The sequence below is a fragment of the Bacillus stratosphericus genome, assembly GCF_020524495.1.
Classification (GTDB): domain Bacteria; phylum Bacillota; class Bacilli; order Bacillales; family Bacillaceae; genus Bacillus; species Bacillus stratosphericus_B.
Map to the genome: position 1 here is coordinate 1 of NZ_JAIVLB010000028.1, position 23,490 is coordinate 23,490.

Annotated in this window: 14 protein-coding genes, 6 pseudogenes and 1 other annotated feature; of the genes and pseudogenes, 15 read left to right on the forward strand and 5 right to left on the reverse strand. The window is 36.3% G+C overall.

Annotated elements, in window-relative coordinates; translation table 11 throughout:
* Positions 1–324: 324 nt before the first annotated feature.
* On the reverse strand, positions 325–1,170 hold the full coding sequence (locus LC033_RS11805) for a TetR/AcrR family transcriptional regulator (protein ID WP_226568658.1): 846 nt from the start codon (positions 1,168–1,170) through the stop codon (positions 325–327).
* Between the two features lie 131 nt (positions 1,171–1,301).
* Here LC033_RS11805 and LC033_RS11810 point away from each other — a divergent pair, with 131 nt between their 5' ends.
* The gene (locus LC033_RS11810) at positions 1,302–4,496 is read left to right on the forward strand and encodes an efflux RND transporter permease subunit (RefSeq protein WP_226568659.1); all 3,195 of its coding nucleotides are present in this window, start codon (positions 1,302–1,304) and stop codon (positions 4,494–4,496) included.
* A 13-nt stretch (positions 4,497–4,509) separates the two neighbouring features.
* Here the strand turns inward: LC033_RS11810 and LC033_RS11815 are convergent, their stop codons facing one another.
* Positions 4,510–5,478, reverse strand: coding sequence for a nucleoside hydrolase (locus LC033_RS11815; protein WP_226568660.1), 969 nt, complete (start codon positions 5,476–5,478; stop codon positions 4,510–4,512).
* A gap of 182 nt (positions 5,479–5,660) precedes the next feature.
* Here LC033_RS11815 and LC033_RS11820 point away from each other — a divergent pair, with 182 nt between their 5' ends.
* The 14 genes and pseudogenes from LC033_RS11820 to LC033_RS11875 all read left to right on the forward strand — a co-directional run bounded on the left by LC033_RS11820 (position 5,661) and on the right by LC033_RS11875 (position 19,389).
* The gene (locus LC033_RS11820; protein WP_226568662.1) at positions 5,661–6,569 is read left to right on the forward strand and encodes a diacylglycerol kinase; all 909 of its coding nucleotides are present in this window, start codon (positions 5,661–5,663) and stop codon (positions 6,567–6,569) included.
* Positions 6,570–6,630: 61 nt separating this feature from the next.
* Complete coding sequence (gene rlmD, locus LC033_RS11825) at positions 6,631–8,016, forward strand: 23S rRNA (uracil(1939)-C(5))-methyltransferase RlmD (protein ID WP_226568664.1); 1,386 nt, start codon at positions 6,631–6,633, stop codon at positions 8,014–8,016.
* A gap of 1,040 nt (positions 8,017–9,056) precedes the next feature.
* Positions 9,057–9,260, forward strand: a pseudogene (locus tag LC033_RS17075) (phage terminase small subunit P27 family); the annotation flags it as partial.
* Positions 9,253–9,521: pseudogene (locus tag LC033_RS11830) on the forward strand (glycosyltransferase family 2 protein); the annotation flags it as partial. The pseudogenes LC033_RS17075 and LC033_RS11830, both read left to right, overlap by 8 nt.
* 54 nt (positions 9,522–9,575) lie before the next feature.
* Positions 9,576–9,718: pseudogene (locus tag LC033_RS11835) on the forward strand (uracil-DNA glycosylase); the annotation flags it as partial.
* 285 nt (positions 9,719–10,003) lie between these two features.
* Positions 10,004–10,269 (forward strand) — a binding site (T-box leader).
* A gap of 85 nt (positions 10,270–10,354) precedes the next feature.
* Complete coding sequence (gene lysS / locus LC033_RS11840; protein WP_226568666.1) at positions 10,355–11,815, forward strand: lysine--tRNA ligase; 1,461 nt, start codon at positions 10,355–10,357, stop codon at positions 11,813–11,815.
* Between the two features lie 118 nt (positions 11,816–11,933).
* Positions 11,934–13,080, forward strand: a pseudogene (locus LC033_RS11845) (IS3 family transposase).
* 312 nt (positions 13,081–13,392) lie between these two features.
* The gene (locus LC033_RS17310) at positions 13,393–13,737 is read left to right on the forward strand and encodes a dCTP deaminase (RefSeq protein ID WP_376776446.1); all 345 of its coding nucleotides are present in this window, start codon (positions 13,393–13,395) and stop codon (positions 13,735–13,737) included.
* Between the two features lie 5 nt (positions 13,738–13,742).
* The gene (locus LC033_RS11850; RefSeq protein ID WP_226568668.1) at positions 13,743–14,234 is read left to right on the forward strand and encodes a dCTP deaminase; all 492 of its coding nucleotides are present in this window, start codon (positions 13,743–13,745) and stop codon (positions 14,232–14,234) included.
* Positions 14,235–14,238: 4 nt separating this feature from the next.
* A complete protein-coding gene (locus tag LC033_RS11855; RefSeq protein WP_226568670.1) occupies positions 14,239–15,507 on the forward strand; it encodes an ATP-grasp domain-containing protein in 1,269 nt (422 codons plus the stop codon).
* A 105-nt stretch (positions 15,508–15,612) separates the two neighbouring features.
* The gene (locus LC033_RS11860; protein ID WP_226568672.1) at positions 15,613–16,812 is read left to right on the forward strand and encodes an MFS transporter; all 1,200 of its coding nucleotides are present in this window, start codon (positions 15,613–15,615) and stop codon (positions 16,810–16,812) included.
* Between the two features lie 63 nt (positions 16,813–16,875).
* Positions 16,876–16,992: pseudogene (locus LC033_RS11865) on the forward strand (phage holin); the annotation flags it as partial.
* Between the two features lie 56 nt (positions 16,993–17,048).
* Positions 17,049–17,773, forward strand: a pseudogene (locus LC033_RS11870) (peptidoglycan recognition protein family protein).
* 644 nt (positions 17,774–18,417) lie between these two features.
* Complete coding sequence (locus tag LC033_RS11875; protein ID WP_226568674.1) at positions 18,418–19,389, forward strand: tRNA dihydrouridine synthase; 972 nt, start codon at positions 18,418–18,420, stop codon at positions 19,387–19,389.
* Between the two features lie 480 nt (positions 19,390–19,869).
* Here the strand turns inward: LC033_RS11875 and LC033_RS11880 are convergent, their stop codons facing one another.
* The 3 genes from LC033_RS11880 to LC033_RS11890 all read right to left on the reverse strand — a co-directional run bounded on the left by LC033_RS11880 (position 19,870) and on the right by LC033_RS11890 (position 23,273).
* Positions 19,870–20,757 carry an ETX/MTX2 family pore-forming toxin gene (locus LC033_RS11880; protein WP_226568676.1) on the reverse strand — a complete coding sequence of 296 codons (888 nt, stop codon included), beginning with the start codon at positions 20,755–20,757 and terminating at the stop codon, positions 19,870–19,872.
* A gap of 608 nt (positions 20,758–21,365) precedes the next feature.
* Positions 21,366–22,262, reverse strand: coding sequence for an ETX/MTX2 family pore-forming toxin (locus LC033_RS11885; protein WP_226568678.1), 897 nt, complete (start codon positions 22,260–22,262; stop codon positions 21,366–21,368).
* Between the two features lie 843 nt (positions 22,263–23,105).
* The gene (locus tag LC033_RS11890; RefSeq protein ID WP_226568680.1) at positions 23,106–23,273 is read right to left on the reverse strand and encodes a DUF1540 domain-containing protein; all 168 of its coding nucleotides are present in this window, start codon (positions 23,271–23,273) and stop codon (positions 23,106–23,108) included.
* Positions 23,274–23,490: the final 217 nt, after the last annotated feature.

Below are 23,490 nucleotides of genomic sequence, written 5' to 3' on the forward strand. Positions count from 1 at the left end.
TTGTTGGAATCCCTATTAACTTCATTCGAACGGCCTCTTCTTTTACGCTAATCGGATAACTTACTCTTTTTTTCATACAAAAACACCTCCAAATTGTTTTCAGGTATGCTATACCCGATTTTCAACTTAAAGGTGTTTTTATTTGTCTCATATTATGGGGTCAGTCTCTCTAAGGGGCGGTTTTTTTGTAATGGGAATGGCACGGTCATAGATTCAGATCACCACCGTATATCATATCGGAGATTCATTCCTTATAATGGAGCCTAAGCGAAAGAGCATTCGAAGGGAATCTAGGTGAACTAAAATGAAAATCAACACGTACTGTCATTGAAGAAACAATTTCAATTGATCTGCTACTCTTAGGACGGCAGGCTCTTCACACATCTCTAAATTTGTCAGCATCCCTTGAATGACAGGCTTACGAGGCTCGTCTTTTGTCAGTTCTTCTTCAATCACTTCAATGGATACAAGGGTATCATCACAAAGCATATAATCAAGCTTTAACAGTCGGATCTCTTCTTGAAGGGAAGCGGCATTCGGCGCTTCATCTTCCCAAATGGTTTGCTTAAGAATCGGCTTCGTATTAGAACGAAGAATCCCATTAACCAAATCATCAAATCGATCGAGAATAAAGGAAGAGAGCTCATCACATGATAATTGCATCTGATCTTGTAAAAGCAGTACCTGCACATACGATTGGATGATTCCTTGAATCATGACTGACAGGTCAGTTATATATGGTTCGATTTTTTGTCCATACGTGGTCAAGATGGAAATTTGGATTGCATCATTCATTTGCTTTTTCACAGTTTTAGAATACTTTTTAATCTGCTTATTTTTCGGGATAACATTCTCGCTGAGGATCAAAATGATAAAATCTTTATTCTCCGCAAAATGCTGGAACTGTTCAGCGATTTGTTTCTGAAAAATCTCTCTAGGTGCCAAATGTTGATTTTCTTTTCGAATCTTATCAATGCTTTGCATAGAAGTGTCGATATAATATTCGAACGCTCGGTTGAAAAGTTGTTCTTTTGATTTGAAATGCAAATAAAATGCGCCTTTCGATATTTCGCATTCATCTGCAATTTCCTGAATGGTCGTAGAAGAAAACCCCTTTTTAGCAAACAACTGAATGCTTGCTTTAATGATTTTTTCTTTTTTTTCGTTCATGAAATAAGGCCCCTTCAGCTTTAGAATGTTACGTCAAACGCAAGTGAAATGGTTGACGGCATTGTATATCACCGTTTATTATGATATAGAATGACCAGTCAGTCAATACATAAAGGAAAATGGAGGACATAATGAATTCGATCATCAATTTTGTATTAAAGAATAAGTTCGCTGTATGGCTCATGACGATTATCGTAACAGTTGCTGGTCTATATGCCGGATTGAATATGAAACAAGAATCAATCCCGAATATTAACACGCCAATCATTACGGTTTCTACAATGTATCCTGGCGCAACACCGGATGAAGTATCAGATAAGGTGACCGATCCAATCGAGAAGTCTATTCAAAACCTTAATGGGGTCAATGTGGTCAAATCCAATTCTTTCGAGAACGCTTCATCGATTCAAGTCGAGTACGATTACAACAAAGACATGGATGAAGCAAAGAAGGAAGTTGAAGATGCCATTAGCAATATCAATTTTCCTGAAAATGCAGAAAAACCAAAAATCGCACGCTTTAGTATCAATGCGATTCCAATCTTAGCACTCAGTGTCTCTGGAGACAAAGAATCATTAGAAGACCTCACAAAAAAAGTCGAAGATGTCCTTGTTCCTTCACTTGAAGGATTAGATGGCGTATCTTCTGTAGAAGCTTCAGGGCAGCAAATCAAAGAAGTAGAATTTTCTTTTAAACAAAAGAAATTGAAAGAATACGGTTTAGATGAAGAAACAGTCCAAAACATGATCAAAGCCTCTGATGTGAATGTACCATTAGGTTTGTACACATTCGGGAACAAGCAAAAATCAGTGGTAGTGGACGGTAATATTTTAAGCGTTAAAGATTTGAAAAATATGCGAATTCCTATCACACCAAGTACAAGCGGCAGTACGGGAAGCGCTGGAGCTGGAGCATCTTCTAGCGGCCCAGGAAATGCAGGTGCTGAGCAGCAGGCTGGAAGTCTAAGTCAGCAGCAAGCAGGTGGAAGTTCTGCAAGTCAATCTGTAGAATTGCCGACAATCAAGCTTTCTGACATTGCGGATATTAAAGTCGTCAAGGATGCAGAATCAATTTCTAGAACAAATGGGAAAGACAGTATCGGTCTGCAAATTGTGAAAGGCTCTGATGCCAACACAGTGAGTGTGGCAGAAGAAGTCACAAAAGAGCTTGAGAAGTTCAAGAAAGATAACAAAGGAATCAAAGTAAGTACCACATATGATCAAGCAGAACCGATTAAAGAGTCTGTCAGCACAATGCTAAATAAGGCGATCATCGGGGCGATCTTTGCGATCATTATTATTCTATTGTTCCTTAGAGATATCAAATCAACATTAATCTCGGTTATTTCAATTCCGTTATCTCTGTTGATCGCTGTTTTAATCTTAAATCAGCTGGATATCACATTGAATATCATGACACTTGGTGCGATGACCGTGGCCATCGGCCGTGTTGTCGATGACTCCATTGTGGTCATAGAAAACATCTATCGACGAATGGCATTAAAGAATGAACCATTAAAAGGCAAAGCACTCGTCAGAGAAGCCACAAAAGAAATGTTTATCCCTATCATGTCTTCGACGATTGTCACAATTGCGGTGTTCTTACCGTTAGCACTTGTGGGTGGAATGATTGGTGAACTGTTCATCCCATTTGCATTAACCATTGTGTTTGCTTTACTTGCTTCACTGCTTGTAGCCATTACGATTGTTCCAATGATGGCACACAGTCTGTTTAAAAAGAACCTGTATGGAAAAGCGAAAAAGGTAAAAGAACATAAACCAAGCAAGCTGGCCATCGGTTATAGACGTGTACTCAATTGGACACTCAACCATAAATGGATTACATCAGGAATTGCAATTCTTATGTTAGTTGGAAGCTTATTCTTAGCCCCACTTGTCGGTGTCAGCTTCTTACCACAGGAATCAGAAAAAACGGCGATGGTGACATACACACCTGAACCTGGACAAACGAGAGAACAAGCAATAGATGAAACGAAAAAAGCAGAAGAATACTTAATGAAACGTGACCATGTCAACACGGTTCAATATTCACTAGGTTCTTCAAATGCCTTAACAGCAAGTGTAGGCGGGAACTCGAACGGTGCACTATTCTTCGTACAATTTGATGATGATACACCGAATTTTGATAAAGAAAAAGATCGAGTGGTCAAAGCACTGCAAGACAAAGCGTCTAAAGGGGAATGGAAATCACAAGACTTCTCATCTGCTGGTGCAAGCAATACAGTGACGTACTATGTGTACGGTGACAAAGCAAGTGATATTGAAGGCACAGTAAAAGATGTCGAAACCATTTTAAAAGATGAGAAAAACCTAAAAAACGTCAGCACAAGTTTATCTGAGAAATACGATGAATATACGTTTAATGCAGATCAAGAAAAGCTGGCGAAGCTAGGGCTAACAGCTTCACAAATCGCACAGGCGATTGCTCCTCAAAATAGTGAAACAACATTGACGAAAGTAACAGAGGACGGCAAAGAACTTGATGTGAAGCTTCAAACGGAAAAAAATGAATATAAGAGCAAAAAAGATCTAGAGAATAAAAAAATCACAACACCAACAGGTCAAGAAGTTCGAATTGGTGATGTTGTTGATGTGAAAAATGGCACGACAGCAAATACTGTGACCAAACGTGATGGGAAAATCTACGCAGAAGTGTCTGGTGATATGACAACAGACGACGTAACAAGTGTGACGAAAAATGTTCAGAAGAAAGTCGATGAGCTTGATCTGAAATCTGGCGTAACGATTGACACAGGCGGCGTGAGTGCGGATATTCAAGAATCCTTTACGCAGCTAGGCCTTGCGATGCTTGCAGCGATTGCTATTGTGTATCTCGTTCTTGTCATCACATTTGGCGGAGGTCTGGCACCATTTGCGATTCTCTTCTCACTGCCGTTTACGATTATTGGCGCACTCGTTGGGTTGTTTGTAGCGAAAGAAACCATCAGCTTAAACGCCATGATTGGGTTGCTTATGCTGATCGGAATTGTTGTGACAAATGCCATTGTCTTGATTGACCGAGTGATTCATAAAGAACAAGAAGGGCTATCAACAAGAGAAGCTTTACTTGAAGCAGGAACAACAAGATTACGTCCAATCTTAATGACTGCACTTGCAACGATTGGTGCACTACTGCCACTTGCATTAGGCTTTGAAGGTGGAAGCCAGATCGTATCAAAAGGACTTGGTGTCACTGTAATTGGTGGATTAACAAGTTCGACACTTCTCACACTGGTGATCGTGCCAATTGTGTATGAAATCTTAAGTAAAATTAGACGTAAGAAGAAGTACGTAGAGGAAGAGTAAGAGGAAGCCCCGCTCATTGGCGGGGTTTTTTATTTGAAATTTGACAAACAGCTCTTCTCATAAGCTCTTCAAATGCTTGGAAAAATGCATCCCGATCGACATGGTCGATCACTTGAATTGATTTTCCATCTGGATGCTCTTCGGTGCGTCCTTGCTTTGGTGATTCGGTGTAAACGATCGCACTCATTTCCTTTAAACGAGTAAATGAGGAGGAAGCAAGAGTAATCGTTGTGAGCACATCCCATAAGTAATAAGTTGAGTTGGTCTCGTGATGAATGAGCGGGGGACAAAAGGCATAGCACTGTCCAATAAAATCAATTCCGATGTGAGAACGGAGGGAGGCCCAGCGCTGGCGCACATCAAGTGTAAGAGGGACTTGATTCGTGCTTTCAAGTGCGACCATTTCAATGGGAAAACGCTCCTGAAAGACCGTGCTGACAGCATAAGGATCCCAAAACGCATTCCACTCTGCTGTTCCATCATGCTCGGGTTCTTCGACATTGCCTTTTTCAAGGAATGTGCCGCCCATCCACACTAGTTTCTCAATTTTATTTGAGATGGAGGGATCTTCTTCTAAGGCGCGTGCAAGGTCTGTGAGCGGACCTGTAAAGAGCAGGGTGACAGGTTCTGTTGACTTTTTAACTGTTTCAATCAGATGTAGATGTGAAGGAAGCTTGGATACTTTCGTATCAACAGCGCCTTTTTCATTTAAAATCGGAAGTGCATCGACATAAAAGGCATGCATGCGCCATTCCTTTGGAAATGGATTGACACCTCTAGAATTGGAAGCAGCGACTTCAATCTCATAAGGACTAAATCGATCAATGATTTTTTGAGACGCACTCAGTGCAGGCTCTAAATAACAATCAGCAGGAATCACAGACATTCCAATGATTTTTAGATGCTCCATTTGAAGAAGCAGAAATAAGGAGACGAGGTCATCAACACCGCCGTCATGGTTGAAATAGATAGGCTTTTTCATCGCATACCATCCTTTTCAGCGTTTTCTTTTATCTTATCAGAATGATTTCTTGCTTAGGGAGATGCGCCATGAGATTTCAAATATTAGGTGGGTGTTCTGTTGCCATTTTCAAAACTCATAGTATAATTAAAGGTTGTTAGTGGTGAAAATAGATTGCATAATGAATATAGGATGATGATGAAATGAAACGTGCTCGAATTATATACAATCCGACATCTGGGCGTGAACTCTTCAAGAAGAATTTACCGCAGGTTTTGCAAAAATTTGAACAAGTTGGCTATGAAACATCTTGTCATGCGACGACATGTGCAGGAGATGCGACACAAGCAGCAGAAAAAGCCGCACAGAGAGAATTTGATTTAATTGTAGCAGCAGGTGGAGACGGTACGATCAATGAAGTCGTCAATGGACTAGCGCCGCTTGAAAAAAGACCAAAATTAGGAATCATTCCAGTGGGAACAACAAATGACTTCGCAAGAGCACTTGGCATACCAAGAGAAGATATTTTAAAAGCGACAGATGCCATTATTGATGGTGTAGCGATGCCGCTTGATATCGGTAAAGTCAATGGACATTATTTTATTAATATTGCTGGCGGCGGCCGGTTAACAGAGTTGACTTATGAGGTGCCTAGTAAGTTGAAGACAATGCTAGGACAGCTTGCTTATTATTTGAAAGGCATGGAGATGCTTCCTTCCATCCGCCCGACAGAAGTCGAAATTGAATATGACGGCAAATTGTTTCATGGAGAAATCATGCTGTTTCTTGTTTCACTAACAAACTCAGTAGGCGGCTTTGAAAAGCTGGCACCAGATTCTATTTTAGATGACGGTATGTTTGACCTGATTATTTTAAAGAAGGTTAACCTAGCAGAAGCCATTCGAGTGGTCAGTCTTGCACTTCGAGGCGAGCATATTCATGATAACAATGTCATCTACGCAAAAGCGAATCGCGTAAAGGTAGATGTAAAAGATAAAATGCAATTAAATTTAGATGGTGAATACGGCGGCATGCTGCCAGGTGAATTTGAAAACCTGTATCGCCATATTGAATTTATTGTGCCAAAAGCAACAGCTGAAAAAATAGGGTGAAGACTCAACTTGGTTCCTTATGGCGACCAAGTTTTTCTTTGCAAATGAGGTGATAAAATTGGTGAAAATGAAACCGCCTGTTCAAAAAAATGAATATTACAATGTAACCTTCGAAGATTTAACGCACGAAGGTGCAGGAGTAGCGAAAATTGAGGGTTTCCCTGTGTTTGTACCGAATGCCCTTCCTGACGAGCAAGGGAAAATCAAAGTCACACGTGTCAAAAAAGGATTTGCTTTTGGACGACTCATGGAGCTGACAAAGGAAAGTCAGCACAGGCAAGATGCGCCATGTCCTATCTATAAGCAGTGCGGAGGCTGTCAAATTCAGCACATGAGCTATGAAGGTCAGCTGCTTTTTAAACAGAAACAAGTAAAGGACGTATTGGAGCGGATCGGCAAGCTTGATATGAGCCGTGTAAAAGTTCATCCTGTACTCGGCATGGAAGACCCTTGGAATTACCGAAACAAAGCACAAGTACCAGTTGGCGAACGGGAAGGCGGACTTGTTGCAGGATTTTATCAGCAGCGTACCCATGAAATCATTGATATGGAAAAATGCTTGATCCAGCAATCAGAAAATGACGAAGTGGTACAGGCAGTAAAAGACATCTGCAATGCGTTTGGCATTAAAGCATATAACGAAGAGCGGCACAAAGGCTGGCTGCGTCATGTCATGGTTCGCTACGGCATGGCAACAGGTGAAATGATGGTTGTGTTTGTCACAAGAACGGCTGATTTTCCGCAAAAGCAACAGGTGATTGAGCAGATTATAGCACGCTTCCCACACGTTCGGTCAATTGTGCAAAACGTGAATTCAAAGAAGACAAATGTCATTTTCGGAGACGAAACGACCGTTTTATGGGGAGAAGAATACATTTATGACACGATTGGCGACATCAAATTTGCCATTTCACCCCGCTCGTTTTATCAAGTGAATCCAACTCAAACAAAGGTGCTTTACGACAAAGCGCTTGAATATGCCGAGCTGCAAGGAAAAGAAACCGTGATTGATGCATACTGCGGAATTGGTACGATTTCCTTGTTTCTCGCACAAAAAGCGGGCAGAGTATATGGCGTAGAAATTGTGCCAGAAGCGATTGAAGATGCAAAACGCAATGCTGTATTGAACGGAATCAACAACGTCGAATTCGCAGTTGGCGAAGCAGAAACTGTTATCCCAAACTGGTACAAAGAAGGCATCATAGCAGATACGCTAGTTGTTGATCCGCCAAGAAAAGGCTGTGACGAAGCACTGCTTGACACCATTTTAAAGATGAAACCAAACCGAGTTGTTTATGTTTCCTGTAATCCTGGGACGCTAGCTCGTGATTTGCGAATTCTTGAAGATGGCGGGTATGTGACGGAGGAAGTGCAGCCTGTGGATATGTTTCCGCATACTTCACATGTGGAATGTGTGGCACAACTTATTTTAAAAGAAGACAACTAACCCCTTTAGGTGTTGCCTACTTTTTTTTCTTGTAGCAGATTAAAAAAGCTATATTGAATATGAAAAGTACCATGAACTTATAGGTGATTTTCTCAACCATAGAATGCAGAATCTGCGGTTTTAGTTCTTTAAAATTAAGACCGATTTGAATTTCTACCCTGTATTTATTATGTAGTCCACACATTCTTGAAATTTCCCATCAAATTCAGTTTTTGATTTGAAGTTGCTTAACCCTTTTGTCGGTAACTCGCGGTATTCAACCAGTTTCTTCTTTTTGAATGTCATTTTCGGTATAGAGGTCTACTAGCTTGTTAATTCGAAAGGTCTCTATTTATAAAAATATCATGCTATTTAGAGTAAAGGAAAACCCATATTTGAAATAATTGTTATTAAAAGGAAAGTGAAAAAGGATTATTGGATTTTAAGAAAAGTTATAGTATTGGTTTTTTGGGGGGACAATAGTGAGCTTTTGATGCAGGTAATTCTAAATCCTCTCCTCCACTTCTCGGTAGTACTACTTGAAACTCGTTTATTGATTTAATTGCCAAATATGGTATCTCACTTTCTTCGCGATAATTTCCATTGAGAGAATGTAAGGTGCGAGGGTGTATGGAGTTAACAAGGGATGGTTTAATGGTAAGGGGAAGCAGCAAGAAGTGAAGTATTACAACAGACATGTTCGAGGCAAGAACATGTCTGTTTAAAACAAGATCGTGTCGCACCTACTGACATGGTTCATCACATAGTGGAACTAAAACAGGAATGGAACAAGCATGTGTAATAGCTGTCAAAACAAGGTTGGCAAGCGAGGGTCATAATAGGTACCCCACCCCGGTATAGAAAATGGCTTCGTAAAGATCGGTGGGCCGTCGTCTACAAACAAACACCGCTTTTCAAAGTTTCTGAAAACACGAAAAACCTCCTCGGTGAAAATACCGAGAGGGCTTGATACGACTGAATTTGTTGTTAATTTGATCATAGCATGATTTTGTTCAAAAACAAGCACAAATTTTAAAAAACTGAATTGGAATGGAGGGATTGTGCCCAGGCCTGCAAAATACGCAATGTTTCAAATAATACAAGGTAACCCAAACAAGAAAAATACTGACGAGTTGGCAATGCATGCTGAACAAGAACAGAAAATGAAAATGTGATCGGATAATAATAAACATCCCACTTGGCTAGATAAGATCGCTAAAAAGGAATTCAAACGAATTGCTAAGTTATTAAAAGAAGTTGAAATTAGCCAAAGATTATCGGGTGAAGCGTATCCCTTGCGTCACTGTGATTTATGTCATCAGTGACGCGAGAGACAATCAAATTGCGGACCTTGGCGCCAAGCGGAAGCAATGTTTTGATCGTTTAAGTGAAAAGCACGGACTCGGTGAGCTGACGGTGGAAAACTTTGCTATCCTGCTTGAAGAGCCTGAGATTAAGAGGGAGAAGCAAAAAGTGAAATTGTTTGGGGTGGTGAGCCTGTATATTTTAGAATTCATCGTCCGTAAGGAGGCCTAAATCTTGAAATAGCTTTTACAAAACAGAGCTGGTAGAATCAGCTAATAGAAGAGTTTAAGAAACTGTATTATCGAGAGCTGAAGCGCGAATACGCTGAGCAAAGATTTATCCGTACAGCAGAGATATCTTTAATGCGCTGCATTATAATACCCTATATGATGATGTCGAAGTGATGATTCTGGGACAAGTTATAATAACAATAAAGAAACTAATAAGTTGTTAATGATTCAGATTATAAGTAAACATTGAGATATATAATTGCATATATAGTAAATACTTTTAAATAATAATGAGGGTTACAGCCTTCTTCCTATAATATTAGAGTTTAATGTGTCAAAGTATAGGAAATATTTTGAAAATCAGTAGAACTTTGATCAACCTTAGACCACGAAGAAAATACAAAGTACTCCCTTGTAAATAATTGACTAAATCATTTATTTATGCTAAAATAATTTCTAACTGTTAAAAAGAACAAAAAGCTATGAAAAGAAGAGTAATTTAGATTATTTATTCTTAGAGAGCTCCGGTTGGTGGGAAGGAGTAATAATAATCTTAATGAAGAAAGTCTTGGAGCTTCGCACGGATCTATAGTTATTTATAGTGATGCTGCGACGGGATCTCCCGTTATAGAGATAGGGTATATAATGATTATTCAGATTCTGTACTCGAAGAGGTTGATATGGTGACATATCAATAAACTGAGGTGGTACCGCGGAGCTATAAACTCTCGCCCTCAAGATTAAAAATCTTGGGGGTGAGAGTTTTTTTGTTCTTTATAAGTAACTATCTTTAAGTTTTTTAAAAAATGTATGGAGTGAGAAGAATGGGTAATGAACAAACATCTATTAGATTGGAGAAATTAGAGACGCTAAAGTTGAAAGGGATTTCAGTGTATCCTGAAAGATTTTCTACAAATTATGATCTTTATGAAGCCTCTAAGCTGGAAGATGGCACTTCTAACGTTCGAGTGGCTGGAAGAATTATGGGTATTAGAAAATTCAGTAAATTAACTTTTATTACAATTTCCAATATAAGAGGAAGCTTACAACTTCTCTTGAAAAAGGAGGAAGTAGGCGAAGAACGATTTAGTCAATTTCATAATTTATTGGATATAGGAGATTTTATTGGTGTAGAAGGACGAATGTACACGACCAAAACGTCTCAGAAAACTTTGCGTATTGAATCCTATGTGTTTCTTGGGAAATCATTGAGGACACTCCCAGAAAAATGGCATGGTTTAAGTAACGTTGAAGTTCGATACAGACAGCGTTACCTAGATTTAATGATGACACAAGACACACAGAAGCGTTTACTGACTAGGACTAAAATGGTACGTGCAATTCGTAGTTTTTTTGAGGATAAAGAATTCTTAGAAGTCGAAACGCCTGTATTACAACATACTTCATCGGGAGCATTAGCTAAACCCTTTAGCACCTATCATAATACTTTAGACACCGAATTAAATTTGCGAATTGCACCGGAAACATATCTAAAAAGATTAATCGTAGGGGGGTTTACCAAAATATTTGAGTTTGCAAAATGTTTTAGAAATGAGGGAGTTAGTCCTCAACACCTTCAAGAATTTACAATGGTTGAAGGTTATGCTGCATACTGGAATTACGAGGATACAATGAAGTTTATGCGTGATATGGTTCTTTTTGTTCTAGATCAAACCTTTAATACTACTACCATTAACATTAAGGGTCAACCTATAAACTTTTCTTTGGAATGGGATATTGTATCTTTTAGGGATATAATCTTAAAACACTCGGGGATCGATATAGAACTTTACCCTAATGTTAAAGACTTATATCAAGAAACTGTTAGGAAAAATATTGACTTAGATTATTTAGATATTGAATCAATGGGAAGAGGTAATTTTATTGATCTTTTGTATAAGAAAATGTGTAGACCACAGATAGTAAAACCGACATTTTTAGTTGAGCATCCTATTGATTTATCACCACTAGCTAGGGCTAATGACAATAATCCAACTATTACTGATCGGTTTCAATTAGTAGTAAATGGTGCCGAAATTATAAATGCTTATTCAGAATTGGTTGACCCAATAGAACAAAGAAGGAGGTTGGAAGCTCAAGCACGTCTTAAAAGTAACGGCGATCATGAAGCAATGGAAATGGATGAAGACTACTTAACAGCTATGGAATATGGAATTCCACCAGTTTCTGGATGGGGGTTTGGGATTGAACGCTTATTGATGGTACTAACAGATAGTACTACAATTAAAGATTGTGTGCTATTTCCATTAACAAAAAAACTATAACAGGCTAAGGGACTGACCCCATAGAATGAGACAAATAAAAAAACACCTTCAAGTTTTTAAACGGATCATTGTTATCCGAAATAAGACTTGGAGGTGTTTTTTATTATGGACACAAGGAGTGAGTTATCCGACTGAAGTCAAACAGTAGGAAGTAGAATGACATTGACAGGCATGTCTATGAAAAGATCATGCAGGAATTGAATATCAAGAAGAATGAGACACAGGTTCAGATATGAGTTAGATGGCTTAGGGTTGTGGGATACACATTGATTCGAACAGTCTGTTGGAAAGCAATATACTTACGGAAAAGGCCGAAGCATGATTTTGAATTAGACAAACTACGGCAGAGAATCAATATCTGAGACAACAGAAGAAGTTTTAAAAAAGTACAACGAATGTAAAGGAAGGTAATAGCGAAACCGTCAGTAGAACTTGTAGAAGGTTGAACAGTGGAATGACCGTGCAGGATAACTGTTTTTATTTAGGTATCTCACGAATGTCTTATTATCGTTGGAAGAAGAATGTGACGAAGGATCATCCCAAACGACATTCGGAAAAACAAATTGATGCATTATGCCGAAAGCACAAGTATCGATATGGATATCATAAAATCACTGTTCTATTAAAAAGGAAATTCGCATTAACTATAAAACGGTTCAATGTCTGATGCATCAAAGATTAATGGCAGTGCTGGGTTAAGGTGAAGAAACACAAGGAAATCAGACAACCGTATGCCGTGGCTGATCATATATTGGATCGGAATTTTCAGTCTGATCGTCTTCTTGAAAAACTAGTAACGATATCAACTATTAGCCTTATGGACAGAAACAAGTGTAGCCTTTCATTATATTGGATATATAAAATGGAGAAATGATTGCTTTTTTACGATTGTAGATAAGCTGGACACAGATTTTATTCTAAAACATACTTAATCAGCTGCCGACACTACCTGAGAGTAGCGTATTACATAGTGATTAAGGATCAGTATATACATACATATACATCTTACTAGTATTAGAAACATGAGCATGTTCTGCAAAGGGACGCCCGCTAATAATGCATCCATTGAATCGTTTCATTCCTCATTAAAATTAAAGTCTGAAACATTCTAACTGAACGGCATTGATCGTACTACTACCGTCATCGTAGTATGCACCGTCAAAGAATATATTACATATACCAACTTTCGTATTCAAACGAAATTAAACAGCCAATCACCGATAAACTATCGGTTCGCGACTACCTTAGAACATTACAATGGATGAATACAAATTAAAAGGTTATCTACCGCTATTTCAATGTAATTGGATGAGAAATTAGACCTGAAGTTTCATGTGCTGACATTATTGATGGCACACTTGTCAGGAGGTTTTGGCCGCACCGCATTGAAAAATTTCAGCTTTAATCTAAATAAAGAGATTCTTTTTAATAAAAAACATCTTTTACAGAGTTTTGCAAATGAATAAACACAAATTTTCCAAGAGATAATATTAATAAATAAGGGGATGGATATTAAGATGTGCAGGCATACTCCCTGATGAATAATATGGAGAAGCAAGTAGGTTACTAATATAACTATACCTGAGGAAGGTTATCTGTTAAAAAAAGGTGAGTTTGTTTTAGGCTCCTCAGCTGAGGTTATTGGCAGCAATTTTTATGTCCCTTTGATCCATGCAAAAAGCGGAATAGCTAGGCTGGGATTATTTGTTCATGTTACAGCAGATTTATTTGATATTGGAGCAATAACTTGTACTACTTTTCAATTGTATGCTTCACAGCCAATAAAGTTATATAAGGGAATGAAGCTTGCTCAAGTAACATATTGGAAGACTATGGGTGAAATAAAATTATATAATGGTAAATATCAAAGTTTAGAAGGCCCTATACAGAGTAAGATAAATGCTGATTTTATAAAGGGGTAATTTACATGATATTAACAGGGGTAAAAATTTCTGACGAGGTTAAAGCAGGAAATATTAAGATTTTTCCCTTTGATAAAAGCAATATTAATCCTAACAGTTATAATTATAAACTTGATCCACTTTTAAAGCACATTAATATATCAGAAACTGGAGAAAAAGAAGTGAAAAATATTCTTATACCAGAGAAAGGGTTAATCTTAAAGAAAGGCGACGTTTATTTAGGAACTACTCATGAAAAAATCGGAAGTGAAAAATATTCAATGCGTCTTATAGGAAGAAGCTCAACTGGAAGATTAGGCTTATTTCTTCAAATTTCAGCGGATTTAGGACATGTTGGATCTTATCATAAATGGACATTGGAAATATTACCATTACAAGATATTATTGTGTATCCATTAATGAGAATTGGACAAGTCTCATTTTGGGTTAACGAAGGAAGTATCGATTTATATCAAGGTTTTTTTGGAGAATTTAATATTCCTAAGGAAAGTTGGTAAAAGGATGAGTGAGCATATATTATTAATAGAAGAAGGTATAATATTAAAAAAAGAGATCATAGATTATTTCACTAAAAAAGGCTTAAAAATAACATTAATTACTGAATATGGAACGAGATTTGAAAATTTATATGATCAAGTCATTACTATTGATTTAAGTCAATGGCCAAATTTATCAAAAATATTAAAAAAACTTAATGAAGAAAAAAGCTTTATTGCAGTAATCGGCTTTAATGAACCTTCGATTGGATTAGTTAATGATATTTCTAATTTACTTAATTTGCCTGTAATTTCTAATTATTCTTCTCAGTCTTTTAGGTATAAAGATAGAATGAGAATAGCAACTGAGGCCTATGGTATACAAACTCCTAAATATAAAGTAATTGAAAATTACGAGGATGTATATAAACTTTCAGATTGGAAATATCCATTAATGATCAAGCCTGTTTCCTATATGGGTAGTATAGGTGCTAAGAAAATAGATACATTTACACAATTAATCAACTATGCTCCTAGATTATTAAATCTTAAATTCCCTATCTTCTTTAATGATACTATCCATGAACTAGGTGCAGTCCACAACTTTTCAAATAAGATAATTGTGGAAGAGTTTATTGAGGGTCAGGAATTCAGTGTAGAAGGTTTCATGGTAAATGGGAAGTATTATCCATTAGGCGTAACCCATAAATTTACAACGAATAAAGGTTATATTGATGAGTTAGCTCATATATTTCCAGCAGATATAAGTAAAGAACTTGAAAATGAAATTATAAATTTTGCAGAACAAGTACATTATGCATTAGGTCTGCAGAATACCTTAACTCACATAGAAGTAAAACTAAACAATATGGGGGATTTATATCTGATAGAATTGGGAGCAAGAATGGGTGGCGACAATATCCATAGACTAATGAATAAATACTTCGAAGGTTTTAATATCTCCGAACTTAATCTACTTGTTAGAAGTAAAAATCCGCAGATCAAAAGTTTTAAACCAATAAATCCTAATAATCATATTGGAATTATATTTTTCAATGTTCCAAAAGAGTATGAGGGAAAGCAAATTAAAAGCATTGAAGTAAATAATATTGATTGTCCTAGCATTACAGTGTTAGAGACACAGCTATTTTTAAATCCAACTGATGAGATAAATAAAGGAATTGATTGGGGCTTAGAAAGAGCAGGTTTTGTATTAGTAGAATCTAAAGATTTTAATGCAATATCAAGTTTTGTTAGTGAAGCAAATTCCTACCTTAAAATAGAGATTTTATAGAGTTTTGTATTTTCAAAATGACTTGGTGAAATGTTACTCACCAAGTCATTTTGAAAAAATAAGCAATTGATCTTTTTGACTAGAGTAACTGAAAGGTGTTATAAGATGAGAATCTCTTCTAATTTGTTTAAATTGTTATCAGCTAATTTTCTTTCCTGCTGGGGTGATTCCTTATTTTTTTTTAGTCTATCATTATATGTTTTACATAAGACAGATGATCTAAAGATGGTTTCTTTGGTTACTTTGATAACAATAGCTCCCAAAGTTATTTTTATTATTTTTGGTCACGTAATCAATTTAAGATTCGACAATAAGAAAATTTTGGTTGCTTTAGATATATTAGCAGGTCTAGTATTCATCATATTTTCTTTTATCGAAAGTTTTACTAATATTACTTTATTTTTAGTTTTTATTTTTATTATAAGTACTGTAGAAGCTTTTTATAGAATTCCTTCAAGAACTATAATTACATCTATTGAAAAAGGTAATAATATTGATAAATATCATGCTTTAAATAATTCAATGTTAGAAGCTGTAAACATCGTCACACCTTTTATATCTATCATGTTATATAGTATGTCTTTTATTGGTTTCTCAGGCTTGTGTTTTATAAATGGAATAAGTTTTCTGGTTGCGGGAATTATAGAGAGTAGGCTAAAAATTATTAAATTCGAGAACCATGAAGAGGGAGGAATGAATTCTTTAAGGGGAACTTTACAAAGTGTTATAAACTTACTTAAAAATAATTATTTTTTAAGTTTAATAACTTTAATTATAATGATTAATCTAATTTTAGGTGGATATAACATTATATTACTGCAGTTTAGTAAAGAATTTACACAAACCTTTTATTCAATTGCATTAATGGGAGAAGGTATAGGAGGAACCTTAAGTGTAATTTTATACAGGTATTTTCCGAAAAAGATCTCGAATCTACCTATATATTTTTTGATAATAGCTCTCACATTACTATTAGGAGTAATGAAAATAAAAGTTTTTATAATTATTATGTCAGTATTAATTGGATTAATAGTAACTTCATTTACAACAAATTATTATAGTACTATCTTAAAAAGCTACAATAAAGCACATTCAGGAGCTATACTTTCATTAACTATGTCCTTAGGATTACTTTCAATGCCTATGGGTAACTATGTCATGGCATTTTTAAATTCCTCTAGTCATAATTTAATTGCACTTTCAATATTTTCAATATTTTCATTTTTGTTATTTAATTTGTGGGTCAAAAATAGTATCAAGAAGAAACGGCAGAATTCTCAAGTGGATTTTATAACAAATAACTAATTTTCGGACTAGTTTTAGAAAATTATACATAGATATGGGTTTACCTTAAAAAATCAATACCCAGGTTCAATTATCTTTACAATAGTGACATCACTTGTCGCATGGTTCAAAAACAACTATGTGACTGATAAAGGAAAGAAACAAAAGGAAATCTTAAAACAAAAAGAGTTAACGAAATAGAGGGCTGCCATGAGGTGGCTCTTTTTATATAAAATTGATCAAAGGAGACGATGAACGTGGTAAAAATCATTAAAGATTTTATTTCAAAGAGTAACCGCAACAGACCAAGAAATAGGATGAAGCCGCTCTATATTACGGTTCACAATACAGCCAACACAGAAAAAGGTGCAAATGCAGCAAGTCACACAGCGTTTGTGAATCGAGCTGGTACAGGTGTAAGCTGGCACTTTACTGTGGATGATAGGATCATCTAGCAGTATTTGCCGTTAAACGAAAACGGATGGCATGTGGGAGATGGTCGGGGAGCAGGTAACATGAGGTCAATTGATATTGAAATATGTGAGATAGTGATGGCAACTTTGAAAAGGCGTTCGAGAACGCTCAATGGCTAATTCGTCAGCTGATGCAGGAACAAAGTATTCCATTGGCTAACGTTGTGCCTCATAAGAGATGGATTGGGAAAGAATGTCCACGTAAGCTGGTTAATCGCTGGGACAGCTTCTAGGTGGGTATTGCAACCGCTCATACGAGTAAAAAGGCAACAGCAAAGCTGCTTTACGTTCTGGTGGATGGTTACTATCGAAAGCATTAAAACCCTTTAATCCAAAGGTAGCTGCATGGATCAGAAATAATTCTGCCAAAATCGCAAATATAATGGATAAAGGGGAAAAGTGGACGGAAAAACAACGGGATTGAGGGCTATTATGGACCAAAAACAGCAAATGCGGTTAAACGATTCCAGCTCATGCATGGGCTTGCTGCTGATGGCGAATACGTATAGCTTATAATCACACAAAAAATTGTAACAAAATCCATATTAAGGGCAAAGGTATATTTGTACTATTTTTATAATGTGATATATTCATGTGTTCATTTCTCTTTTAGGTGTGTAAGGATTCCTTAATGATAATATATGTATTCGGAGATTTTTTCTGTGTTTTTCGCTGCCGATTCGTTGCTTGATAAGATCATTACTTTAAAAACGTATCATGTAACAGAAAAGGCAATTACTATTTAAGCCCCCGAACAGGGCTTTTTTTGAATGTTTTTTTCATTAGCTTTCCTCGTAATACGTCGCATAACACGTTTACCGATAGAATCCTTTTAAACAGCATTTACGTCGCATAAAATTTTTGATATTTTATATAGTGTTGACCGTATTTTGTTAATAATCATATTAAGCTCCTTTTGCGTCTGTCCATTATAAATAACGTCCCCGAATTCTCCCCCAATAGAATACTTTTAATTGCAGGACTTTGATTATAGTTGAATGAGATCAAAGCTTGTTATAACAAGGTTTCTAACATCAAGAACGAACGTTTGCATTGAATCCTTATTAAAGTATATAATGATAAAAATTGCTGAAAGAATTTATAGATGGACATGCCTATAAGACGTTATGTCATGAGAGGAATTGGATGAAAGATGAGTAAAAATTTCTGGCGTGATTTACCGCGGCCATTTTTTATATTAGCACCAATGGAAGAAGTGACAGATGTTGTGTTTCGTCATGTTGTGAGTGAGGCAGCGAGACCGGATGTGTTTTTCACAGAGTTTACGAACAGTGAGAGTTATTGTCATCCTGATGGCATTCAAAGTGTGAAGGGACGTTTAACATTCACAAAGGATGAGCAGCCGATTGTTGCTCATATTTGGGGAGACAAACCTGAGAACTTTAGACAAATGAGTATTGGAATGGCGGAATTAGGATTTCAAGGGCTTGATATTAATATGGGCTGTCCTGTACCAAATGTCACACAAAATGGGAAGGGCAGTGGATTGATTCTTCGCCCTGACGTAGCGGCAGAGCTGATTCAAGCGGCAAAAGCCGGGGGGTTACCTGTCAGTGTGAAAACAAGACTTGGTTTTACAGAGGTCGATGAATGGCGGGGGTGGCTAAGACACGTATTGGAGCAAGGCATTGTCAATTTATCGATTCATCTTCGCACTAGAAAGGAAATGAGCCAAGTGGATGCGCATTGGGAGCTCATTCCAGAGATCAAAAAACTTCGTGATGAAGTAGCACCTGATACCCTTTTGACCATTAATGGTGATATTCCTGATCGACAAACGGGCATAAAGCTCGCTGAGCAATATGAAGTGGACGGTGTGATGATTGGACGTGGGATTTTCCACAATCCATTTGCCTTTGAAAAAGAGCCGAAGGAGCATACGAGTGATGAGCTGCTTGGTCTTTTAAGATTACACATTGATCTCCATGATCAATACTCATCATTAGGTTTGCGTCCGTTCAAGGCGCTTCATCGCTTCTTTAAGATTTATGTGAAAGGATTCCGTGGAGCGAGTTTCTTAAGAAATCAATTAATGAACACATCGTCAACAGATGAAGTGCGTGTAATGCTTGATGAATTTGAAGAGAGAAATAAAGAACAATAACGATTGGATCGAAAAGAGGAGGGGAAGCCCTTCTTCTTTTTGTAAACAGAACGATTAAACTAGTTCGCTCAAATGGTAAGATGAGATAGAAATGACAATCGGAGGTTTAGAAACCTTCAAAATAAAGGACAGCGTAATAACTAACGTCAATATCAAAATTTTACTTAATTATTTTCCTTACAAGTTATGTTCATACTGGGCGCACATAAAAGGCATCGAGAATAATCTCTCGATGCACTTTTTGTTTAGAGGGATTTTTGAGGTTGAAGTAACTACTCAATAGATGAATCTACTTAGACTTCATTACAATAGACAAAGGACTTGAAAGGAGGTCTTCATTAACAACCGTTCGGCTGTATAAAAGCTTGGAAGAAAATTTGCCAGTAAATAAATCGTGACAACGTATGCTTGAGATTTATTCTTCGAGATATCCAGGCTTTTACAAGACCTCACCTTTATTTGTACTTTTTAGACAATATATTATTCTACCACTTTAGTATTTACAGAAATAGTTTCAGTTTTTACAGGTAAAGTTTTTGTTCCGATTAAAACTGGTTTTTGAGGATTAGTAATGTCAGTTGTTCTAATATATAATGAAGTCCCAAATTCAGTTCTAAACTGTCCTACACCTGTATTTCTAATGCCCATTTTAACAGTTCCATAATTTCTGACTACCCTTTCAAAGCCCTGTTTATCAGTGGCCCAATTAAGAGCGCCATTTAAAGGTTGCGGAAATGGTTGCCCATTATATAAAAATGTAGCATCTCCAAATAAATCTGCATGAATTTTATTTTTTCCTGAAACAGTTTGCTTTTCAAATCTATACTCAACTAAATATTTCTTCCCAGCAGGTACAGGAATTAATACCGAAGGAACTGAAAATTTTCTTACTTCTGATTTTTTTACAGAGTTAGCAGTTGACATATTATAATCAACACTAAAACTGTGACCACCACTTACCATACCAATATTAAATCCTGCATTTCCATTATAGCCAAATGTCCAACCTGTTGTGTTCGTTGTAGTAGTTTCTTCCGTAAATTCGTGTTCGTAACCACTAGTTGGCAATTGTATTTCATGGTCAAAATTATTTTCTAACGTATTTGAAGACACCGTCAGAGTTTCAGAATTTTCAATCAAAGAACCTTCTACATCGCCACTTATTTCAGTATCAATTATATTATGGTGCGAATATACTGTACTATTTGCCGCCGCCGCACTTTTTAACATTGTTTTTACTTTCTCGTCTAGATCCTGATATGCAGTATTCTTACCCTGTTCAGAGGCTTTAACCTCAGCAGGTACTGCTCCAAATGTCAATCCCACAATCATAAAAGTTGCTAAAGTCGCTAGTGTTAATTTCTTCATGAAATATTACCCCATTTCTATTTTATGTTTTTTATCCCTCTAATGTTAAATATATCATAGATTCAATGATGACACAACTAAAAATCAGAATATTATAAATTCTCCTTTTTTCAAGATAACATGATATAGGGATTCGTAAAGTGTCTATTCCTACAGAGCCACACGAGAGCCCCCTTGATAGATTTTCTAATCATTACATCTTTCCCAATAGTAGAATTGTTTTAATGTCAACGTTTAGAAACCTTCAAAATAAAGGACAGCGTAATAACTAACGTCAATATCAAAATTTTACTTAATTATTTTCCTTACAAGTTATGTTCATACTGGGCGCACATAAAAGGCATCGAGAATAATCTCTCGATGCACTTTTTGTTTAGAGGGATTTTTGGGGTTGAAGTTACTACCTAATAGATGAAGCTACTTAGACTTCTTCACAATAGACAAAGGATTTAAAAGGAGGTCTTCATTAACAACCGTTCGGCTGTATAAAAGCTTGGAAGAAAATTTGCCAGTAAATAAATCGTGACAAGGTATGCTTGAGATTTATTCTTCGAGATATCCAGGCTTTTACAAGACCTCACCTTTATTTGTACTCTTTAGACAATATATTATTCTACCACTTTAGTATCTTCAGAAATAGTTTCAATTTTTACAGGTAAAGTTTTTGTTTCGATTAAAACTGGTTTTTGAGAATTAGTAATGTCAGTTGTTCTAATATATAATGAAGTCCCAAATTCAGTTCTAAACTGTCCTACACCTGTACTTCTAATACCAAATCTATCATTCCCTACTCCAGAATCTCTGATTACCTGTGTAAAGCCCTGTGTATCAGTGGCAAATCTAAGAGCAGAATATAAAAGTTGTGGAGACAGTGGTAGATTATTATGATAATATATAGCATCTCCAAATAAATCTGCATTAATTCTATTTCTTCCTGAAACAGTTTGCTTTTCAAATCTATACTCAACTAAATATTTCTTCCCAGCAGGTACAGGAATTAATACCGAAGGAACTGAAAATGTTCTTGTTTCTTTATTTGTTACAGAGTTAGCAGTTGACATATTATAATCAACACTAAAACTGTGACCACCACTTACCATACCAATATTAAATCCTGCATTTCCATTATAGCCAAATGTCCAACCTGTTGTGTTCGTTGTAGTAGTTTCTTCCGTAAATTCGTGTTCGTATCCACTAGTTGGCAATTGTATTTCATGGTCAAAATTATTTTCTAACGTATTTGTAGACACCGTCAGAGTTTCAGAGTTTTCAATCAAATTACCTTCTATATCACCACCATTTAATTCAGCATGAATTATATTATGGTGCCCATATACTGTACCAGTGGCCGCCGCACTTATTAACATTGTTTTTACTCGCTCATCTAGATCCTGATATACATTATTCTTACCCTGTTCAGAGGCTTTAACCTCAGCAGGTACTGCTCCAAATGTCAATCCCATAATTATAAAAGTTGCTAAAGTCACTAGTGTTAATTTCTTCATAAAATACTACCTCATTTCTATTTTATGTTTTTTATCCCTCTAATGGTAAATATATCATATATTCAACGATAACGCAACTAAAAATCTGAATATTGTAAATTCCTTTGAGGTTACGGGAAGATTTTATTGTCAAAATAGCAAAGATAGACAAATCTTGAAAGGACCAAGCTCCTTACTTTTATAAGAATGGAGAAAAAATGATCAATAATAATCTTGAAACTGAAGATTTTTTGCGGCAACAAGCATTAAGAGTTAAAAAAATGAAATTATAGCAGATCCACAAAAGAAGGATTATTAACATTAGTGTCTAACAGTTGCATGGGGTTAGTTTCATTTAATACAAAATGAAAAAAGTGTAGCAACTAGGATAAGCAATGGTAGAAGTATTGAAGATCATATGCCTTCTTCATAAGGAGGAACATAATGAACAATTATTTAGATAGTCTTGTAGCAAAAATAAATAATGGTCTATAAGTTTATAGATTTAGGATTTTCACAGGTATAATCTCGTAGAGGGATTTAACAATGAAATGAGCACATTAAAAAAGTAGATAAGGAACTTGATGAGTTTGTGTTTTATAAGGATGATGGAGAATCATGCGGATTTGGTTTCTCTTCCTTGTACTCAAATCCAAGCTCTAAAACTTGTCTCGAAACTCTGAATGGTGATTGCAGGCACAGGTAGACAATCATCAAAGAAGGTTTTATTAAAGATTGAAAATGCTTTGTGTAGTTCAGCTAATATAGAAAAAAGAGTGAAAATTGTCAACGAGTGGAGAAAGATCGTGTCATTATTTCCCGAGAAATGTTTATTAAAAAACAAATGGGAATCTTCCAGTTCCTTTATCTAGAAAACCTTGTATTTTTTGTTTCAAATGTTTCGCAATCAGTTTCTGCATTGCGAGTCACGTCAGTCATTGTGCTTTTATTAATTTTAATCGTAGAGGCTGTTACAGTTGTTTTTAGCCCAAAACGGCAAGAGTTCACTTCACAAAGTACATTCTGTGCCATGGAAATTCACCTCCAATTTAAACTTTGAAAGAGGGAGAATACAAATCTCTCTTTTTTTATTTGTAAAAATAGTTAATTGCTAGGTGGCACGCTTTCTTATTTTTACATATGAATAGAGTAGATTCAAAACCTGATGTTGGACAAAGTATGGGGATACATGTACTGATTTTCTGAATAAAACTAGGGTTTTCAATCAAAAATTTTCATAGAGAGATGA

Excerpts from the sequence above, each read along its gene's own strand:
- LC033_RS11805 (WP_226568658.1), bottom strand. The coding sequence starts at position 1,170 with ATGAACGAAAAAAAAGAAAAAATCATTAAAGCAAGCATTCAGTTGTTT.
- LC033_RS11810 (WP_226568659.1), top strand. The coding sequence starts at position 1,302 with ATGAATTCGATCATCAATTTTGTATTAAAGAATAAGTTCGCTGTATGG.
- LC033_RS11815 (WP_226568660.1), bottom strand. The coding sequence starts at position 5,478 with ATGAAAAAGCCTATCTATTTCAACCATGACGGCGGTGTTGATGACCTC.
- LC033_RS11820 (WP_226568662.1), top strand. The coding sequence starts at position 5,661 with ATGAAACGTGCTCGAATTATATACAATCCGACATCTGGGCGTGAACTC.
- lysS (WP_226568666.1), top strand. The coding sequence starts at position 10,355 with ATGGGTAATGAACAAACATCTATTAGATTGGAGAAATTAGAGACGCTA.
- LC033_RS11850 (WP_226568668.1), top strand. The coding sequence starts at position 13,743 with ATGATATTAACAGGGGTAAAAATTTCTGACGAGGTTAAAGCAGGAAAT.
- LC033_RS11855 (WP_226568670.1), top strand. The coding sequence starts at position 14,239 with ATGAGTGAGCATATATTATTAATAGAAGAAGGTATAATATTAAAAAAA.
- LC033_RS11860 (WP_226568672.1), top strand. The coding sequence starts at position 15,613 with ATGAGAATCTCTTCTAATTTGTTTAAATTGTTATCAGCTAATTTTCTT.
- LC033_RS11875 (WP_226568674.1), top strand. The coding sequence starts at position 18,418 with ATGAGTAAAAATTTCTGGCGTGATTTACCGCGGCCATTTTTTATATTA.
- LC033_RS11880 (WP_226568676.1), bottom strand. The coding sequence starts at position 20,757 with ATGAAGAAATTAACACTAGCGACTTTAGCAACTTTTATGATTGTGGGA.
- LC033_RS11885 (WP_226568678.1), bottom strand. The coding sequence starts at position 22,262 with ATGAAGAAATTAACACTAGTGACTTTAGCAACTTTTATAATTATGGGA.
- LC033_RS11890 (WP_226568680.1), bottom strand. The coding sequence starts at position 23,273 with ATGGCACAGAATGTACTTTGTGAAGTGAACTCTTGCCGTTTTGGGCTA.